We start from the raw sequence: 19287 nt of genomic DNA on the forward strand, positions 1-19287 counted from the left end.
CGTTGATGCCGGTCGGTTCGTTAGGTGCAAGTCCGGGCCTGGAGGTCCGGGCCGAGTAGATGCCCTCCGGGGGCGAGCGGCGGCTGAAAACCAGTCGTTGCAACAGGGGTGAGATCATGACCGCAAAGTCGGCAGCCAAGCGTTACCTTCGTTCTGCAACAGCGACATTCGTTGCAGCCTACCTGGCACTTGCATTCGGAGTGTCGGTAGCAGGCCCTACAGGCGAAAGCGTCGTCTCCGGCGAAGCTCGAGTCACTCGACCTGACCAGGTGACAACCAACATCGACCAGCTTACCGACCTGGTAATCATCGACTGGTCGACGTTCAACGTCGCGTCCGATGAAGTGGTCAACTTCATCCAGCCCAGTTCCGACGCCGCTGCATTGAACCGCATTCTCGATCAGAACCCCTCCGAGATTTTCGGTCAGATCAACGCCAATGGACGCCTGCTGCTGGTCAATCCCTACGGTTTCGTCTTCGGCCGCAACGCGTCGGTCGATGTCGGCAGCCTGTTCGTTTCCGGTCTCGACATTTCCAACGACAGTTTCCTGAGCGGTGACTGGCAGTTCAACAACACCGACGGCAGCGTCGGTGGCCTGATCATCAACCACGGCCTTTTGCAGGCGGCCAACGGTGGTTCCATCAACCTGTTTGGCGGCGGCGTCGTCAATGACGGTGCAATCCTTGCCGACTTCGGCACGGTGAATATCGGTGTCGGCGAGCAGGTCACCATCGACTTCGATGGCGACGGCCTGATCCAGTTCGCGGTCGATGGCGAGGTGCTGGAAAATGCCTATGGTCTCGACTCGGCAATTGCCAACAGCGGCGAAATTGCCGCGCGTGGCGGTTCCATCCTGCTGTCGGCGTCCGCTGCACGCGATGTGTTCTCGCAGGTCGTGAACAATGAAGGCGTGATTGCAGCGCAGGGCGTCGAAGACGTCGAAGGTCGTGTCTACCTGGTAGGCGAGGGCGGTGTCGTTGCCAACAGTGGCGTCATCGATGCCAGCAACGATTCGGGCAATGGCGGCACCATCCAGGTCCTGGGCGACCAGGTTGCCCTGGTCGGCGATGCCGTGCTGGATGCTTCGGGCAGCGCGGGCGGTGGCGACATTCGTGTCGGTGGTGGAATCCAGGGTGGTGAAGGACTGCAGGAAGCCTCGCATGCCTACGTGGGCAGTGACGTTGTCATCAATGTCGATGCCACGCAGGACGGCGACGGCGGCAGTGCCGTCGTCTGGTCATCCGATGGCACGCGTTTCTACGGTTCCATTTCGGGCCGTGGCGCCGGCAGCGGCGACGGCGGCTTTGCGGAAGTGTCGGGTGGCGGCCTGGTCTTCCAGGGCCTGGTCGACATGTCCGCCGAGAACGGCGAATTCGGTGTGTTGCTGCTCGATCCGGACGACATCGTGATCGCGGCTGGCACCGGTGACGGTGACGACTCCGGTGGTGGCTCCGGCACGCTGGACGACCCGACCATCCTGTTCGGTGATACGCCGACGACGTACACGGTTTACGAAAGCGAGCTGGAAAGCGTTTCCGCCGGCACCTCGATCATCCTGCAGGCGGTCAACAGCATCACGACCAGTGGTGGCGCGTTCACGGTCACCCTGACGGCCGGCACGGACATCACGCTGGAAACCACCAGCAACACGGGCGCTGGCATCAACATCGCCGACATGACGCTGGTGACTACTGAAACGGCTGACATCGTGCTGATTGCCGGTTCGGATGGCGGTGCGGGCACGGCCACGGTAACCGTGGGCACACTGTCCACTGCGCCGGGCACCGGCGCGCTGAATACCGGCAACATTTCCATCACGGCTGATAGCGATATCACCGTCAATGGCGCGCTGACCACGGGCAGCATTGCCGATACCCAGGACCAGGATTCCGGTGACATCACCCTGACCTCGACGGGTGGCGCGATCACCATCGGTGGCGGAGCATCACTGACCACCGGTGATGTGGATGTCACCTCCAACAACAACCAGGCGCTCAGCGGCACCATCAGCCTGACGGCCGACGGCAACATCGATATCAGCGGTGCGCTGACCACCGGTGACACCTCGGCCAATGACGACGTGGCCGACTCCGGCGCGATCAGCATTACCAGCAACAACGGCACGGTAACCACCAATGCCGGCGGCACCTTGACGACCGGTGCGGCCGATGGCGATGACACCCTGAACACGGATTCGGGAGGCATCACCATTGCGGGCGCCAATGGCGTGACGATTGGCGACGCCGTGACGACCGGCAATGCCTCGAATACCGGCAACAACGTGGCGGTGAATTCGGGTGCTGTGACGATCAGCTCCTCGGCAGGCAACGTCGCGATTGATGCGGCGGTCGCGACCGGTACTGCAACGTCGGCCGATGACCAGGGCATATCCGGCGCTATCAACGTGACTTCGACGACGGGCACGATTTCCTCCAGCGCGGGTGGCACGATTGCCACCGGCGCGGTCGACGGCGATGACCAGGCTTCGACTTCCGGTTCGGTAACCCTGACCGCCTCGACCGGCATCGCGCTCGGCGATGCCGTCAGCACCGGCACGGCGACACTGGATGCCAACTCGGTTGCCGCAACGTCAGGTGACATCACCATCTCCACCACCACGGGCAACATCAGCGGCACGTCGCTGGCCACGGGTGCCTCCACGCCGACCTCGGGCGGCGGTGCTGCCATTTCCGGCGATATCGACGTCGATGCCACGGCAGGAGCCATTACCTTCACCGGCACCGTCAGCAGCGGTAGCGCCACGTCCGCACAGGATGCCTCGACCTCCGGCCTGGTCGATCTCCTGGCCGGTGGTGGCGACATCACCGTGGCCAGCGTGGTCTCGGGCAATGCGACCTCCAGCACCGGTGATGTGCAAGCCACCTCCGGCAGCGTGACGCTGGCGGCCTCGGGCGCCATCGCACTGAGTGGTGCCGTGGGATCGGGTTCGGCAACGTCGGCCGATCTCGATGCCGTGACCGGCAACGTATCGCTGACCGCCAGTGGCGGCAGCATTTCCGGTGCAGGCACCGTCTCCTCCGGCGATGCGCTGGGTGACGGCAATGGCACGACGGAGATCGCGACCTCAGGCAACGTGACGCTGGACGCCAGCGGCAACATCACCTTGTCGGCAGCCGATGCCGTCGCCACGGGCAATGCGTCGCTGGACGATGATGCGGGCACCAATGACACCGCGACCATCGGCTCGATCAGCCTGGTGTCCGATGGCCTGATTTCCAGCGATGGTGCGACCGGTCGCCTCGATGTTTCGGTGGGCACCGGCTCCCTGACCAATGCCGATGGCGCCATCGTTGATGGCAGCCTGACGCTGGATCTCAGTGGCGGCACCGATTCCGCCTACGTCACCTCGGGCGAGAACCTCGCCGTTGCCGACATCGACACCGGTGCCGGCGCGCAGACGGTCGACATCACGACCTCCGGTACCGCGAACCTGACCATCGAAGACATGACGGATTCGATCTCGGGCGACACCGTTTCCTTCGCCACCGTTGATGGCACCCTGACCATCAATGACACGGCCTTCGCCATCGGCGCCGGCAGCCTTTCGCTGGAAGGCGCCGAAGTCGATTTGCTGGGTGGTGCGAACAGCATTACCGGCTCCGGCGCGGTGACCATTTTCCAGAGCACCGTCGCACAGGACATGACCATCGGTGGCGCCACGGACGATGCGGCGCTCAACCTGACCAGCACGGACATCGCCGCGCTGGCTGACGGTTTCGCGAGCATCACCCTGGGTCGTGCCGACGGCACGGGCCTGGTGAGCACGGATTCCGGTGGTGTGAGTTTTGCCGATCCGCTGACCATCCAGTCTGGTGGCGCCAGTGGCGATGTGATCGTCGGTGGCACCTTGACCGGCACGGGCGATGCGACCATCGACCTGCTGGCCGGAAACGAGATCGCCCTGTCTGGCGATATCGTGACCTCTGGCACGGCGGTGACGCTGGATGCCACGACGGTCGACCTGGACGTGGCGGCGATCAGCATCGACACGACCAATGCCGGCGGCACGGCCACCGGCGCAGCGATCAATTTCAACTCGGGCTTGCTGACGGACGTGCTTGGCGCGGCCTCGTCGCTGACCCTGAACGCCGGTACGACCGGGCAGGTCGACCTCAATGGTGGTTCGATCGGCGGTGACCTGACGGTCGACGCCGACATCATCAACCTGAACAACGCCACCCTGTCGGTGGGCGGCAATGCCGATCTCGACACCTCGGCAGGCACCGGCACGATTGCGGACAACGGTTCCGGCGCGCTGTCGGTGGCCGGCACGACCACACTGGCCGTGGGCGCAGCCGTCGACCTGGTCCTGGACAGCACGTCCAACGATTTCGATAACGACGACAACGGTGGCGCGGTCAGCGTCACCTCGGGCAACAACATCACCCTGGTCGATGCGGACAATATCGACCTCGGCGCCATCACTGCCGGTACCAGCCTGACGGTTACCGCTGCGGGCAACATCACCGACAGCGGTACCGTGATTGCACCGACGGCCACATTCGATGCCGGCGGTACCACCGAGGGCACGAACGACGTGCTGCTCGATTCGGCAGCCAACGATTTCGACAGCATCGTGATCACCCAGGCGGGTGACGCGGTGATTGTCGATGTCGACGAAATTTCTTTCGGCGCCTCGACGATCTCCGGCGACCTCGATGTGACCGCAGCCGATACCATTTCGCAGAGCGGCGCGCTTGTTGTCACGCTGACCTCGGCATTCACCACGACCAATGACGACCAGGCGATCAGCCTGGGCAACACCGGCAACAGCTTCGGCGGTGCGGTGTCCTTCACCACGGCCACCTCGGGCGGCAACGCGGGCAACGTGACCGTCGATGCAGGCCTCGGCGGCATCGAGTTCGGCGCTTCGACCATTGCCGGCAACCTGTCGGTCATCGCCAACAACGGTTCGGTCACCCAAAGCGGCGCGCTGGACGTGATCGGCACTGCCGGCTTCGTGCTCAGCAACAACAACACCGTGACCCTGGTCACTGCGGGCAACGACATCGATGGCACCGTCAGCTTCTCGACGGATGGCACGGGCGCCAATGTCAGCTTCACCAATACCGATGGCGATGCTTCGGGCACGACCATCGGCGCTTCCACGGTCGACGGCAGCCTGACAATCGTGGCCGGCGACGCGCTGGTTGTCGGTGGCGCGCTGGATACGTCAGCCGATAACGGCGTGATCACGCTCACCGGTGGCACCAGTGTCACCATTGCCGAGGACGGCCTGCAGGCCGGTGCCGGCAACATCAGCGTGACGGCCTCGGGCGGCAATATCGAAGACGCTTCGGCAGGCGCTGACACCAACGCCAACATCACCACCACCGGCCAGATTGCACTGACGGCTTCCGGCAGCATCGGCACTGGTGCCGATCCGGCCGACCTCGACCTGTCGGGTACCACCGACCTGGTGCTGTCGGCGGGCACCGACATCTTCATTTCGAACGATGTCGAGCTGACCAATTTCGCGCTGACCTGGACGCCGAGCACGAGCACCTTCTCGCTGTCCGGTGCGACCACGATCTCGCTGTCGGATGACGGCACCGACACGACGCTGACCACGGCGTCCAACACGGCGCTGGACCTCGACTTCAGCCTGACCACCACCAGTGGCGACCTGCTGGTCGCTGACGGCGCGATCAACACCATCGGCGCCGGCAACGTGTCGCTGACCGCGCAGGCCGGTTCGATCCTCGATTCGACCCCGGGTGCAGACGGTGCTGTTGCGGTGACTACCACCGGTACCCTGGCACTCGATGCGGCGAACAACATCGGTACCTCGGCCGGCGTCGGCGCATTCGACGTCGACGTTTCCGGGCTCGTCAGCCTGACCAGCGGCGGCGACATTTTCCTGGATACCAGTTCCAACCTGACGCTGACCGCCATCCAGACGGCGGTGGGCGCGAACACGCTCAACCTGTCGGCCGATACGGCGGGCGCGCAGATCCTGCTGGGCGGCAGCTCGGCCAGCTACATCAACGTCAGTGACGACGTGCTCGACATCGATGGCGGTACCGGCGATGTCACGTTCAACGTGACCGGCGGTCTCGTGGTCGGCTCCGTGGACATCGACACCGGGGGCAACGTCAACCTCGATGCCAACCTCTCGACGGCCGATTCGGTTGACGGTGCGAGCGGTGACATCAACATCCTGACCTCGGGCGGCAGTCTGGTCAGCGGTGGCACGGCCACCCTGGCGACCGGCAATGCCGACGACAGCAATTCCGGTGATGGTGGCGGCATTACGTCCGGCTCCATCGTCGTCAATGTGAGTGGCACCATCGACAACTCGGTGACCTTCGCCACCGGCACGCCGACCGATTCCACCGGCGGTGCCAATGACACCGTGACGGCGGGCTCCATCAGCCTGACGGCTTCCAGCATCGGCTCCGCGGGCAATGCCGTCGAACTGAACTTCGGCCAGCCCACGGGCGGTTCGGGCCAGGTGCCCGGCGTCCTGACGCTGGAGACGACGGGCGGCGCGGGTGCTGGCAGCATTTATGTCACCAGTACCAGTGCGGCCGACTTCGAAGTCGGCAACATCACCGTGGCGGGCACGGGCAATGTCATTTCCCTGAATTCCGACAACTCCGGTATCAGCCTGCCGACCACCGGTGATTTCCTTGGCGCCGGCATTTCGACGGCCGACCTGGTGATCACCACCGGTGCGGGCGGGGCAATCATTTACGATCGCACCTCGGCGCATACCTTCAACAGCGTCACCATCAACTCGGGCGACTTCCTGACGATCAACCAGGACATCACCTCGACGGGACTGATCGACATCGATGCCGCCGGCCTTGTCACGCTGAACAGCGCGCTGGCTACGACGGCCAGCACCACCGGCACGACGGCAGCGATCAACATCACCACCACCGCCGGCGGCAACCTGACCGGCGCGGCCGGCAGCATCACCACCGGTGACGCCGACAATTCCGGCGGTGGCACGAATGTCACGGCAGGGGACATCACCCTGAATATCGCCGGTACCGTCGATAACACCATTTCCTTCACGGCGGGCGATGCCACCGACACTGGTGCCAACACGGCAACGGCCGGCTCGATCAGTGTCACTGCAGCCTCCATCGGCAGCGCGGGTAACGAAGTCATCTTCTCCACCGGCACGGCGTCTTCGTTCGGTGGCAGTGCCGCCAGCGGTGTCCTGGACATTGCCACCACCGGCGGTGCCGGTGCGGGCGGTGCCTTCGTCGATGGCAATGGCGTGCAGTTGCTGATTGGCGACCTGTCGACGGCGTCGAACACCAATGCCAACGAATTCAACTTCATCAATGCCGGTGCAGCCATCCAGTTCGTGGCCGGATCGGTGTACGGCAACCTGGGTGCCCTGACGCTGGACGTCGACACCACCGGTGCCGGCGGCAATGTCGTATTCAATGAAGCGATCACGGTCGGCACGCTGGAGATCAACACCGGCGACACCGTGTTCTTCCTGGCCAATACGGGTACTGCGGACAACGCGACGGCCTCGGGCAACATCACCATCGTTTCCGGCGGTGGCGTGTCGGGCAACGCCAGCCTGTTTACCGGCGACTCCTCCGGTGGCACCAGCGGCAGCATCGACATCACGGCATCGGGCAGCATTGCCGATACCCTGGCGCTGAACGTTGGCGCGGCCAGCACCACCGGTGGCGACATCAACCTGGATGCCAACGGCATCGGTACGGATGCCGCGAATGCCCTCGATGTCGTGTTCGGCACCGCCGGCACGGCCGGTCAGCTGAACCTGACGACCAACGGCAGCAGCGTGTTCATCACCTCGCCGAGCGACCTGGTCGTCGGTGACATCACGGCTACCGGAACGGAAACGGTGTCCATCGGTTCCACGGCGGGTGGTGCGATCAGCTTCGATTCGCTCGGTTCCGATACCAGCATCGGCAACATCCTGCTCGACGTGAATACCGCGGGTGGCGGCACGGTGACCTTCGATCGCGCCATGACTGTCGGTGTCATCGATGTGGATGCCACCGGTGAGGTGATCGTCAATGCGGCGCTTGCTACGACCACGGGTGCGCTGGGTACTTCGGGCGATATCAACATCACCACGACGGGTGCGGGCGGCCTGTCCGGCACGGCTGGCTCGCTGACCACTGGCTCGGCCAGCAATGGCGGCGGTGGCACCAACGTCACCGCAGGCAGCATCACCGTGTCGGTGGTGGGCGACATCACCAATGGCGTGAGCTTCACCACCGGTGACGCTCTCGATACCGCAGCCCTCTATACGGCGACCTCGGGCAGCATCAATCTCGACGCGGCCAATATCGGCGGCCTGGGCACGGAAGTGGCCGTGACCATCGGTACGGCGTCGGGTGGTGCAGTCAACGACCAGGGCGAACTGAACATCGCGCTGTCGGGCGCTGGTACGGCGGAGGCTTACGTCAGCTCTTCCTCCAGCCTCGAAGTCGGCACCATCGACACCGTGCTGGCACAGGCCGATACCGTGTCCGTGCTGGTCACGGGCGGCAATACCCTGACCTTGACCGCGGCGCTCGATGAAGACTTCACGCCGAGCCTCACGGACGACAACCTGATCTTCAACGCGCAGGACGGCACCTACGACGGTACCGGCATCGCCGTCGACCTGGGTGCGGCCGGCTCGCTGAGCGTCACCTCGGATGGCCTGTCGGCCGGCAGCTTTGCCTCCGTCGAGGAAGCCGGTGGTGGCATCTCCGTGTCGCCGTTCACGGCCGGTACGACCATCGGTCTTGGCACCGGTGCAGGCACCTTCCAGCTTTCCGATGCCGATCTTGATGCGCTGGTCACCGCCTCGGGCGGCCCGGGCGGCGTCCTGTCGGTCGGTACGGCCGGGGCGGGCGGCTCCGGTGACGTGACCATCGATGACGTGACCTTCGGTACGGGCCAGACCCTGATCGTGAACACCAATGGCACGATCAATGACGACGACGATATCGGCTTTGCCTATGTCGGTGGCCAGCTTGTGCTGAATGCCGGTACCGGCATCGGCACGACCTCGAACCTGCAGATCGATACCGACATTTTCGGTGCGACGGTCTCGACCTCGGGCGGCATCGACATCGAAACGTCCGAGAACATCAATCTCGGCAACCCGACACAGGGTGTCGGGGTGACGGCTCCGGGCGACATCAACATCACGGTCAACGGCAACGGCGTGTCGTTTGCACTGTTTGCAAACCTGACCCTCGAATCCACGGCGGGCAACGTCACCATCGTGGCGCTGGACAACGACGAGACCGGCCCGGGTGACAACCTGACGCCGCAGAACTTCCAGCTGGCCGGCAACATCATCGCCGCCGGCAACGTGACCATCAGTGCGGCCGATGACATCAGCCTGATTGTCGGCAGCATCACCGCGGGCGGCACGGTCACCCTCAACGCCAACGTCGGCGACGCCGTGGGCGACAACGAGGGCAGCATCTTCGGTTCACCGCTGATCAGCGGTGCCGTGATCGACCTCAATGCCTATGACGGTATCGGTGTCGGCACTGCCCTGAACCTGGCTGGCGCCAGCATCAGCGCGGACACGACCACTGGCGCTATCGATTTCAACAACAACGCGACCGGCCTGGGTACGGTCACGCTGTCCAGCGTGACGACGGCTTCCGGCGCCATCACCATCGACCAGACGGGCGGCGAAAACCTGATCCTGACCTCGGTCGATACCAACAGCGGCAATATCGCCGTCACCAATGACGCCGATATCCTGGTTGCGCTGGTGGATGCTGTTGGCTCGGTCACCCTGAATGCAGGCGGCGCCATCGAAGAGAGTGGAGCGGATGCCGGCGCGGACATCGTTGCCTCGGGTGGTGCGGATCTCGATGCCGCTACCGGCATCGGCGCAGCCGCTACGCTGGAAACTGCTGTTGCCGGTAACTACCGCATCGACAGCCTTGCCGGTGCCATCGATATTTCCAACAATGGCGGTGGCGGCAATGTCCTTGCCGAAGCGAATACCGATTCCGCGAACATCACCTTCGTGGAAACCAGTGCGACCTCCGCGCTGATCTTCGGCGGCTCCACGACGACCAGTGGCAACATCACGGTTCAGGCGAGCGATGCCTTGGTGCTCGGCAATGAATTTGCGGTCAGCGGCATCGGCTTCGACACCTCGGTCAACTCGGCCGGAAACGTGACGGCGACCAGCACGGCGGACTTCGTGCTGCTGGAAGACGTCACGGCAGCCGGCACGGTCACCGTTACGGCGAGCGCCGGCATTTCCGACTGGTTCGCTGGCAGCACGACGGTCTCGATCACGGCACCGACTGTGATCATGACCACGGATACGGGGGGTATCGGCACGATTTCGGGCACCGACCTCTACATCGTCGCGGATTCCATTTCTGCAACGGTCAATACCAGCGGCAACATCGACATTCTCAGCAACAACGCCACGAATACCACGCTCGCCTCCGTCAGCACGGTATTGGGAACGGTTGTTGTGGATCAAAGCGGTGGTGGTGACCTGGTTGCCACCAGCGTGTCCGCAAACAATTCGGTGACCCTGACTTCGACCGCGGGCATCACGGTTGGCAGCATCAGTTCGACCGGTGCGACCGATACTGACGACATCATCCTGTCGGCAAACAGCATCGACCTGGCGGGCGGCTCGATCAGCGCTGCAGGCCTGGGTGATGTCAGCCTGACGGCCACGGCCGGCAGCATCGACGACAGCGTCGGTGGCGGCAGCATCACGGCGGACGACCTGTCCTACAGCGCGACCACGACGGTCGGCGCAACCAATGCCATCAACACCACGGTGGCCGAAATCCTCAGCGGTTCGGCCGCCGGTGGCACGACCATCAATGAAACCGATGCCATTGTCCTGACCTCGGTCAGCGACAGCGCTGGTGCGATCAGCCTCACCGCCGGTGGCGCGATCACCGCGACCAGCGTCAGCACCTCGGGTGCAACCGACACGGACGACATCGCGCTGCAAGGCACGAGCATCGATCTTGCCGGTGGCACGGTCAGTGCGGCTGGCCTCGGTGATGTCAGCCTGACGGCCACGGCCGGCAGCATCGACGACAGCATCGGTGGTGGCAGCGTGGTGGCAGACGACCTGTCCTACAGCACGACCACGACGGTCGGTGCGACCAACGCCATCAACACCAATGTGGCCGAGATCCTCAGCGGTTCGGCCGCCGGTGGCACGACCATCAATGAAACCGACGCCATCGTCCTGACCTCGGTCAGCGACAGCGGCGGGGCGATCAGCATCACGGCCGGTGGCGCGATCACCGCGACCAGTGTCAGCACCACGGGCGCCGGCGACACCGACGACATCGCGCTGCAAGGCACGAGCATCGATCTTGCCGGTGGCACGGTCAGTGCGGCTGGCCTCGGTGATGTCAGCCTGACGGCCACGGCCGGCAGCGTCGACGACAGCGTGGGCGGTGGCAGCGTGGTGGCAGACGACCTGTCCTACAGCGCAACCACGACGGTCGGTGCGACCAACGCCATCAACACCACGGTGGCCGAGATCCTCAGCGGTTCGGCAGCCGGTGGCACGACCATCAACGAAACCGACGCCATCGTCCTGACCTCGGTCAGCGACAGCGGCGGGGCGATCAGCATCACGGCCGGTGGTGCGATTACCGCAACCAGTGTCAGCGCCACGGGCGGTACCGACACCGATGACGTCACCCTGGTTTCGACCGGTGCCGGCATCGCCGTGGGCAACGTCGCGGCTTCCGGCCTCGGCGACATCAGCATCGATGCGCAGGGCGGGGCGATCACCGACAGCACCAGCGCGGTGTCGGGTGACAACCTGACCCTCACCGCGACCACGGGTATCGGTGCCTCGGGCAACGAGATCAACACCACGGTCAACAGCCTGACGGCGTCGGTGTCCGGTGCTGGCGACATCTTCATCAACGAGACCAACGGCATCACGCTGACCTCGCTGAGCACCTTCGACGGTTCGATCAGTGTCGCAGCGGCCGGCGTGGTCGATGCCACCAGCCTCACGGCGGGCGATGATGATGGTTCGGCCGACGAATCCGTCACCATCAACACCAGTGGCAACATCCATGTGGGCCTGATCTCCACCGGCACGACGGGCAGTATCAGCCTGACGACGTCGGGTGGTTCGATCTACGACCAGCAGGATGACGAGATCGACGACCTGGTCACTTCCGACCTGACGCTGAGTGCCATCACCGGCAACATCGGTGGCAGCGATCCGACCCCGGCAGGCGGTCCGGATCCGGAAGACCAGCTGGAAGTGAACGCCAACGGCACGCTGACGCTCTCGTCGAACAGCCTGTTCATCGATGACAACAGCGGCAGCGATGTCACGCTCGACTTCACCGGTATCAACTTCGAGTACTCGGCGTCCGGCAACATCCTGGTCGGCTTCATCAATGCCAGCGGCACGGTGCTGCTCGAGACCTCGGCCGGTTACATCCGGGACGATGGCGCCGATGCAGTCGACATTGCCGGCAGCAGCATCACGTTGAATGCCAGCCTCGACGTCGGCGATAGCGCGGCCCTGTTCACGCAGACCGATACCCTGGCCGTGACGGCGGGTGGCAACATCGATCTCGACAACAACTTCACCACGCTGGTGACGGTCAGCGACCTGACCACCACGTCCGGCACGATCGACTTCGACCAGACGGGCGCCGGTGGTGCAAGCATCACCAATATCGATGCCACCGACACGGTGACCCTCAGCAGCGCCACGACGCTGCAGACGGGTACGGTCGATGTGACCGGTACCGGCAACCTGTCGATCACGGCAGACGGCATCACCCTGGGCGGCGTGACCAATGTCGCCGGTGACGTCACGTTGCTGTCTTCGGCTGCCTTGCAGATCAACGGGGCATTGACCGCCAATTCGCTGGATGCGGACTCCACGACCACCACCAGCATCACGGCGGGAATTACCACCACCGACCTGCTGGACGTGAATGCCACCACCAGTGTGTCCCTGGCCAACGTCACCTTGCAGACGGGCGGGGCAGATACCGCAGACATCCTGATCAGCGGTAGCAGCATCGACCTGGCGGGCGCGGACCTGAACGCTGGCGCATCCGGTGATGTGGTCCTGACGGCGACGGCAGGCTCCATTGTCGACACCTTCGGTGGCAACAGCATTGTTGCGGATGACTTCAGCTACAGCGCAACTGGCGGCGTCGGTGCGGGCACGGCCCTGAACCTGACCGTGGTCGAGCTGCTCAGTGGCGTGTCTGCCGGTACGACCAACCTGGTCGAAACCAATGACCTGATCATCACGTCGGCAAGCAACAGTGGCGGCACGCTGAACATTTCGGCAGGTGGCGCGCTGGTGATTGGCAGCGTGACCAACACGACCGGCACCGATGCCGGCGACATCACGCTGTCGGGTACGTCCATCGACCTCAACGGCGGCACGATCAGCGCCTCGGGTGCTGGCGATGTCAGCCTGCTGGCCACGGCCGGCGCCATCGACGATACGGCCGGTGGCGGCAGCGTGGTTGCCGATGACCTGTCCTACAGCGCCACCACCACGGTGGGTGCGACCAACGCGATCAACACGACGGTTGTCGAGATCCTCAGCGGTTCTGCCAACGGTGGCACGACCCTGGTCGAGACCGACGCCATCACGCTCACCTCCGTCTCGGATGCGGGTGGCGCGATCGACATCACGGCGGGTGACGCCATGAGCATCGTGTCGATCAATGCGGGTGCCAATGCGGTCACCTTGAACGCAGGCAGCACCATCACCGACGCCTCGGGCGGCCTGACCGGCATTGTCGCCGGCTTGCTGACCGCCGACGCTGCTGGTGGCATGACGCTGGACACCAACGTGACCAGTGCCGACCTGTCGACCAGTGCTGCGGGCAACATCGTGGTCACCGAAGTCGATGCCATCATCCTGACCGATGTCGACAGCAACGACGGTGCCATCACCGTCACCGCGGGCGGTGCCGTAACGGCTACCGATGTCGCATCGCTGACGGACAATGCCGCCAACGACATCGCGATTACCGGCTCGACGATTGCGGTCGGCCTGGTGGATGCCGGCGCGACCGGTGACGTGACGCTGAATGCCACAGGCGGTGCAATCACCGATGCGGGTGTTGGCGTGACAGCCAATGTGCTGACGGCGGATGCCGCAGGCGCCATCACCCTCGATACCACGGTCACCAGTCTCGACCTTTCGACCAGCGCGGTCGGTGACATCACCATCAATGAAACGGATGCCGTGACCGTGACCAGTGCAGACACTGCCACGGCAGGCAGCGGTGCCATCAACATCACCTCGGGTGGTGCGATGAACATCGTCTCCGTCAACGCCGGAACGAGCGCGGTCACCTTGAATGCCGGTGCGGCAATCACCGACGGCTCCGGCGGTGGCACGGGCATCATTGGCGGCGTACTGACGGCTGACGCTGCCGGTGCAATGACGCTGGATACCCAGGTCACGAGTGTCGACCTGAGCACCAGCGCAACCGGTGACATCATCGTTACCGAGCTGGATGCCATCACGCTGACGGACGTCGACAGCAACGACGGTGCCATCAATGTGACGGCGGGCGGCGCGATGACGGTTACGGATGTCGCATCGCTGACCGACAACGATGCCAACGACATCACCCTGCAGGCCGCCACCATGAACGTGGTGCTGGTGGATGCGGGTGCGGCTGGCGACGTGTTCCTGACCACGACGGGCGGCGCCATTACCGATGGTTCGGGCGGCTCCACCGGCATTACCGCCGATGTCCTGACGGCTTCGGCAGCCGGCAACCTGACGGTCGACACCGCAGTCAACACGATTGTCGGCAGCACGTCGGCAGCCGGTGGAATCGTGGTCACCGAGGTCGATGGTGTCGAATTGCAGCTGACCGCCTTCAACGGAGCAACGTCCGTCACGGCGGGCGGTGCGATCACGGCAACCTCCGTTGTCTCCAGCACCGATTCCGACGCCAATGACATTGCCCTGACGTCCACCGGTGCCGGCATTGCTGTCGGAACCGTGAACGCCGGCGCGCAGGGCGACGTGTTCCTGGATGCGCAGAGCGGGGCAATTACCGATGCCACCAGTGCCATCACCACGGACGTGCTGACCATGAGCGCTGCCGGTGCAATCGGTACCTCCGGTGCACGGATCAACTCCACGGCCACCTCGCTGGTCCTCACGACCTCGGCAGCGGGTGATGTCTGGTTGAACGAGACCAATGGCATCACGCTGACCTCGGTTGCCACCTTCGACGGCAGCGTCGACCTGCTGGCGGCCGGCATTGTCGATGTCATCAGCCTGTCGGCTGGCGACGATGACGGTTCTGCCGATGAAACGGTCACCATGTCGACCTCCGGCGATATCACCATCGGTGTCATCACGACGGGTGGTACCGGCCTCGTCGACCTCACGTCCACCGCTGGCTCGATTTTCGACCGCGACCTGGACCTGGTGGACGACATCATCACCGGTGATGTCAGCCTCAGCGCAGTGACCGGCAGCATCGGCGGCGCGGGTGTAGAACTCGAGCTGAATGCCACGGGTACCATCACGCTGGTGTCGAACAGCGTCACCATCATCGACAACACGGGTAACGAAGTGACCCTGGACTTCACGGGTGGCAACTTCTCCTACACCTCGGTGGGCAACATCCTGGTGGGCTTCATCGATGCCACGGGTGCCGTCGACCTCACGACCAGCAATGGCTGGATCCGTGATGACGGTGCCGATGCCGTCGACATCGCAGCCAGCAGCGTAACGCTGTCGGCCAGCCTCGACGTCGGCAGCGGTGCCGCGCTGGCAACCACGGCCACGACGTTCGACGTCACGGCGGGCAACGGTGCCATCGACATCGACAACAGCTCGGCGGGCGCGGTGACTGTCACCAGCCTGTCGGCTGTCGGCAACACCATCGACTTCGACCAGGTCGGTGGTGGCGATGTCGCCTTCAACGCGCTGACCGGTTCGGCCATTACCCTGTCGGGTGCGAATGGCGTCACCGTCGGCGCGACCACGGCAACGGGTGCATTGACCGTCTCGGGTGCGTCCATCATCCAGTCCGGTGCCTGGAACGTGGCCGGCCTGGACCTGGATTCCAGCGGGGCCATCACTCTTGGCAATGCCATCGTTTCGTCGGCGGCAATTACCATCGACAGCACGGGTTCGACCTCGCTGTCGGCGGCCGCAGACATTTCCAGCAACGGCGCAGTGACCTTCGGTGGTACCTTGACCGGCGGCGTGACCACGGCAGCGGACATCACCACGCAGGGTGATGCCATTACCTTCACGCGAGCCGTCACGCTGTCGGGTGCGGTCAATCTCGACACCACCAACGGCGCAGCAGCCGGTGCGAATGTCAGCTTTGGCAGCACCGTCAATGGAGCCAATGCCCTGACGATCAACGCCGGTACCGCGGGTGATGTGAGCTTCAGCGGTGACGTCGGCGGATCGACGCCGCTTGGTGCCACGAGCATCACGGCTGACCAGGTGACCATCAGCGGTGCCTTCAATACCGCGGCTGCCAGTAACCTGGTCATCGCCAACGGCGGCCTGTTGACACTGGCCAATGCGGCCACCTTGAACCTCGGTGGTGCCTTCCAGCAGACCGGCGCGGGCCTGGTCGATATCGGCAGTGACATCACCACCAGTGGTGATGCCATCAGCTTTGCCTCGGCACTGACGCTGACCGACAACGTGGTGATCGATACGACCACGACCGCCAACATCACCTTCGGTGGTGCCGTGGATGGTGCAGGCTTCAACCTCAGCCTCGATGCAGGCAGCAACACCGGCGTCATTGCCAGCAATGGCACGGTTGACGGTGTGGGTACCTACACGGTGGTTGCGGGTTCGTCCGACATCAATGCCGACATGGGCACGAGCACGGCGATCGGCTCCTTCAGCTTCGGTGGTCCGGTCGATCTCGCCAGCGGTGTCGACCTGACGGCCAGCAACGGCCTGACCTTTAACGGTGGCGTGGTCCTGAGCGGTGGCGGTACGTCGGTGATTACCGGTGGCAACGATGCGGCCATCAGCTTCGCCAGCACCATCACCAGTGCGTCCGGCTCGCTGACCGTCAGCTCCGATGGCGACCTGACGTTCACGACCATCAACACGGGTACGGGCAGTGTCGATCTGCAGGTCGATTCGGCCGGCGACACCAACTTCTCGACCCTGAGCGGCACGAGTGTCACGGCCGCGGGTGTCAGCCTGCGCGGTGGCGCTGACAACAATGACCACATCAACCTCGCAACCGTCAATTCGGCCGGCAACGTGCTGATTGCCAACAACGTGGTGCTGGATGCTGCACTGGCAGTGACGACCAGCAGTGGTGGCAACATCACGGCCACGGGCAACCTGAGCGGTGGCCAGGCAGTGACCTTGAATGCGGCCGGCGCAATCGACCTGCAGGGCAATGTCACTCAGACCAGCCTGAGCCTGGTCAGCGCGGCTGCGGTCACCCTCGGTGGGACGACCACGACCACGGGCACCGGCACGGTCGATATCGACAACGGTGGCCTGTTGACCATCGGCGGGGCCATGAACCTGAACGGTGCGTTCACGCAGACCGGTGCTGGCAATGTCAGCCTGGGCGGCGACATCACCACCACGGGTGACGCGGTCAGCTTCGTGTCCGACGTGACGCTGACGGGCGGGGCACGCAGTGTCAGCACGGGTACCGGTGCCGGTGACATCCTGTTTGCGGGTGCGGTAAGCGGTAACAACGACACCTTCACCCTGACCTCGGGTACGGGACGCATTGGCCTTGCCGATGTGACGTCGGTGACAACCCTGGATCTCAACGGCACGGGCATGACCCTGTCGGGTGGCCTGACCGTCGACACCCTGGATGTGACCGGCATGTCCGGTGGCTTGCTGGTGCAGGGTGCGGCGGCCATCACCACGGCCAATACCGAGGTGAACCTGCGCAGCTTTGGCGGCATCAATGCCCAGACGGCCGGCTCCCTGAGCGTTGATGCCGGCACGGCCAATGTCCTCCTGCCGAGGGTCGGTAACACGACAGCGCTCGACAGCCTGGATGTGACCGGTACCGGCATTGCGCTGGTCAACGTGACCACCACCGGTGCCCAGGGCTACAACGGCAACGTTGGCCTGAATGGCGACCTGGCGGCAGGCGGTGCACTGGATATCAGCGGCAACGTGGTCTTGCTGGGTGCCAGCTCGATCAGCGGTGCGACCGTCGATATCGGTGGCGATGTGGATGGTGGCTTCGCGCTTGTGCTCGATGGCGACGCCTCTGTCGGCGGTGCCGTCGGTGCCGCGACGCCGTTGACCTCGCTGACCACCTCGGGAACCGCCGCGAGCTTCGGCGGAACCGTGACCACGACCGGTGCGCAGACTTATGGGTCTGCAGCGACCTTCAACGGTGACCTCACCGGTTCGTCGCTGGTCTTCGACAGCACGGTCAGCATTGCCTCGGCTACGGCCATGTTGTCGGATGTGATCGACTTCAATGGCGGTGCCAACTCGGTCTCGGGTTCGGCCGAGCTGACGCTGGTCGCAGCAACCGACGGGGCCAGCATCGATATCGGTACGGGTAGCAGCAGTGCCACCCTGAGCCTGAATGCTGCGGCGCTGAGCGGCTTCGACAGCGGGCTGGTGATCGGTGGCTACGTCACGGGCTTCGATATCGCCGAGACGCCACGCGCCCAGACCATCACGATCAGTGACAGTATCGATGTCGGCACGGGTACCTTGACCCTGGTCGCTCGCGACCTGATTACCCTGGTCAACGGCACTGTCTCGGGTAACCAGCTGAACCTGGTGCTCACCGAGCAGCAGGGCCAGATCCTCAACACGGGTGGCAACAACACCTTGTTGAGCGGCAACCTGATCGCCCTCGTCGCTGGTGGCGGCATCGGTGAGCAGGGCGAGGACATCTTCGCCCAGGGTACCGGCGCGGGTGCGCAGTTGCAGATCGCATCGAACGCGACCGGCGTCACGATCGAGAACATCGGCAACTCGCTGGAAGTGATTTTCGACAGCACCGCGACCGTGGCCTTCGGCTTTGCCGAGGCCCTGCGCATCACGACCAACCAGGACCTGACCGTGACGTCATCGGCGCAGTCCTCGGCGAATCGTGAACAAGGTGGTGGCCTGGCAGACGAGGGCTTCATTGATCCGTCGCTGTTCGAGGATATCTCGCTGTACGAAGTGCTCGGCTCGGGTATCGCCATGCCGGCAGACCAGAGCGAAGAAGAGACCTTCGAGACGGATGATTGCGATCCCTTGGAAGGCGAGTGCAACGAGCCCGGTGGGGTGCAGGGCCCATACTAAGGCCCTGTCACCACTGAGC

1 protein-coding gene is annotated in these 19287 nt (G+C 64.1%); it reads left to right on the top strand.

Going from position 1 to position 19287, the window contains the following annotated elements; translation table 11 throughout:
• Window positions 1-116 precede the first annotated feature (116 nt).
• A complete protein-coding gene (locus tag R3217_02360) occupies window positions 117-19268 on the top strand; it encodes a filamentous hemagglutinin N-terminal domain-containing protein (GenBank protein ID MDX1454276.1) in 19152 nt (6383 codons plus the stop codon).
• The last annotated feature ends 19 nt before the right edge of the window (window positions 19269-19287 follow it).

The sequence above is a fragment of the Gammaproteobacteria bacterium genome (assembly GCA_033720895.1).
Lineage (GTDB): Bacteria > Pseudomonadota > Gammaproteobacteria > Natronospirales > JAJUFS01 > JAWWBS01.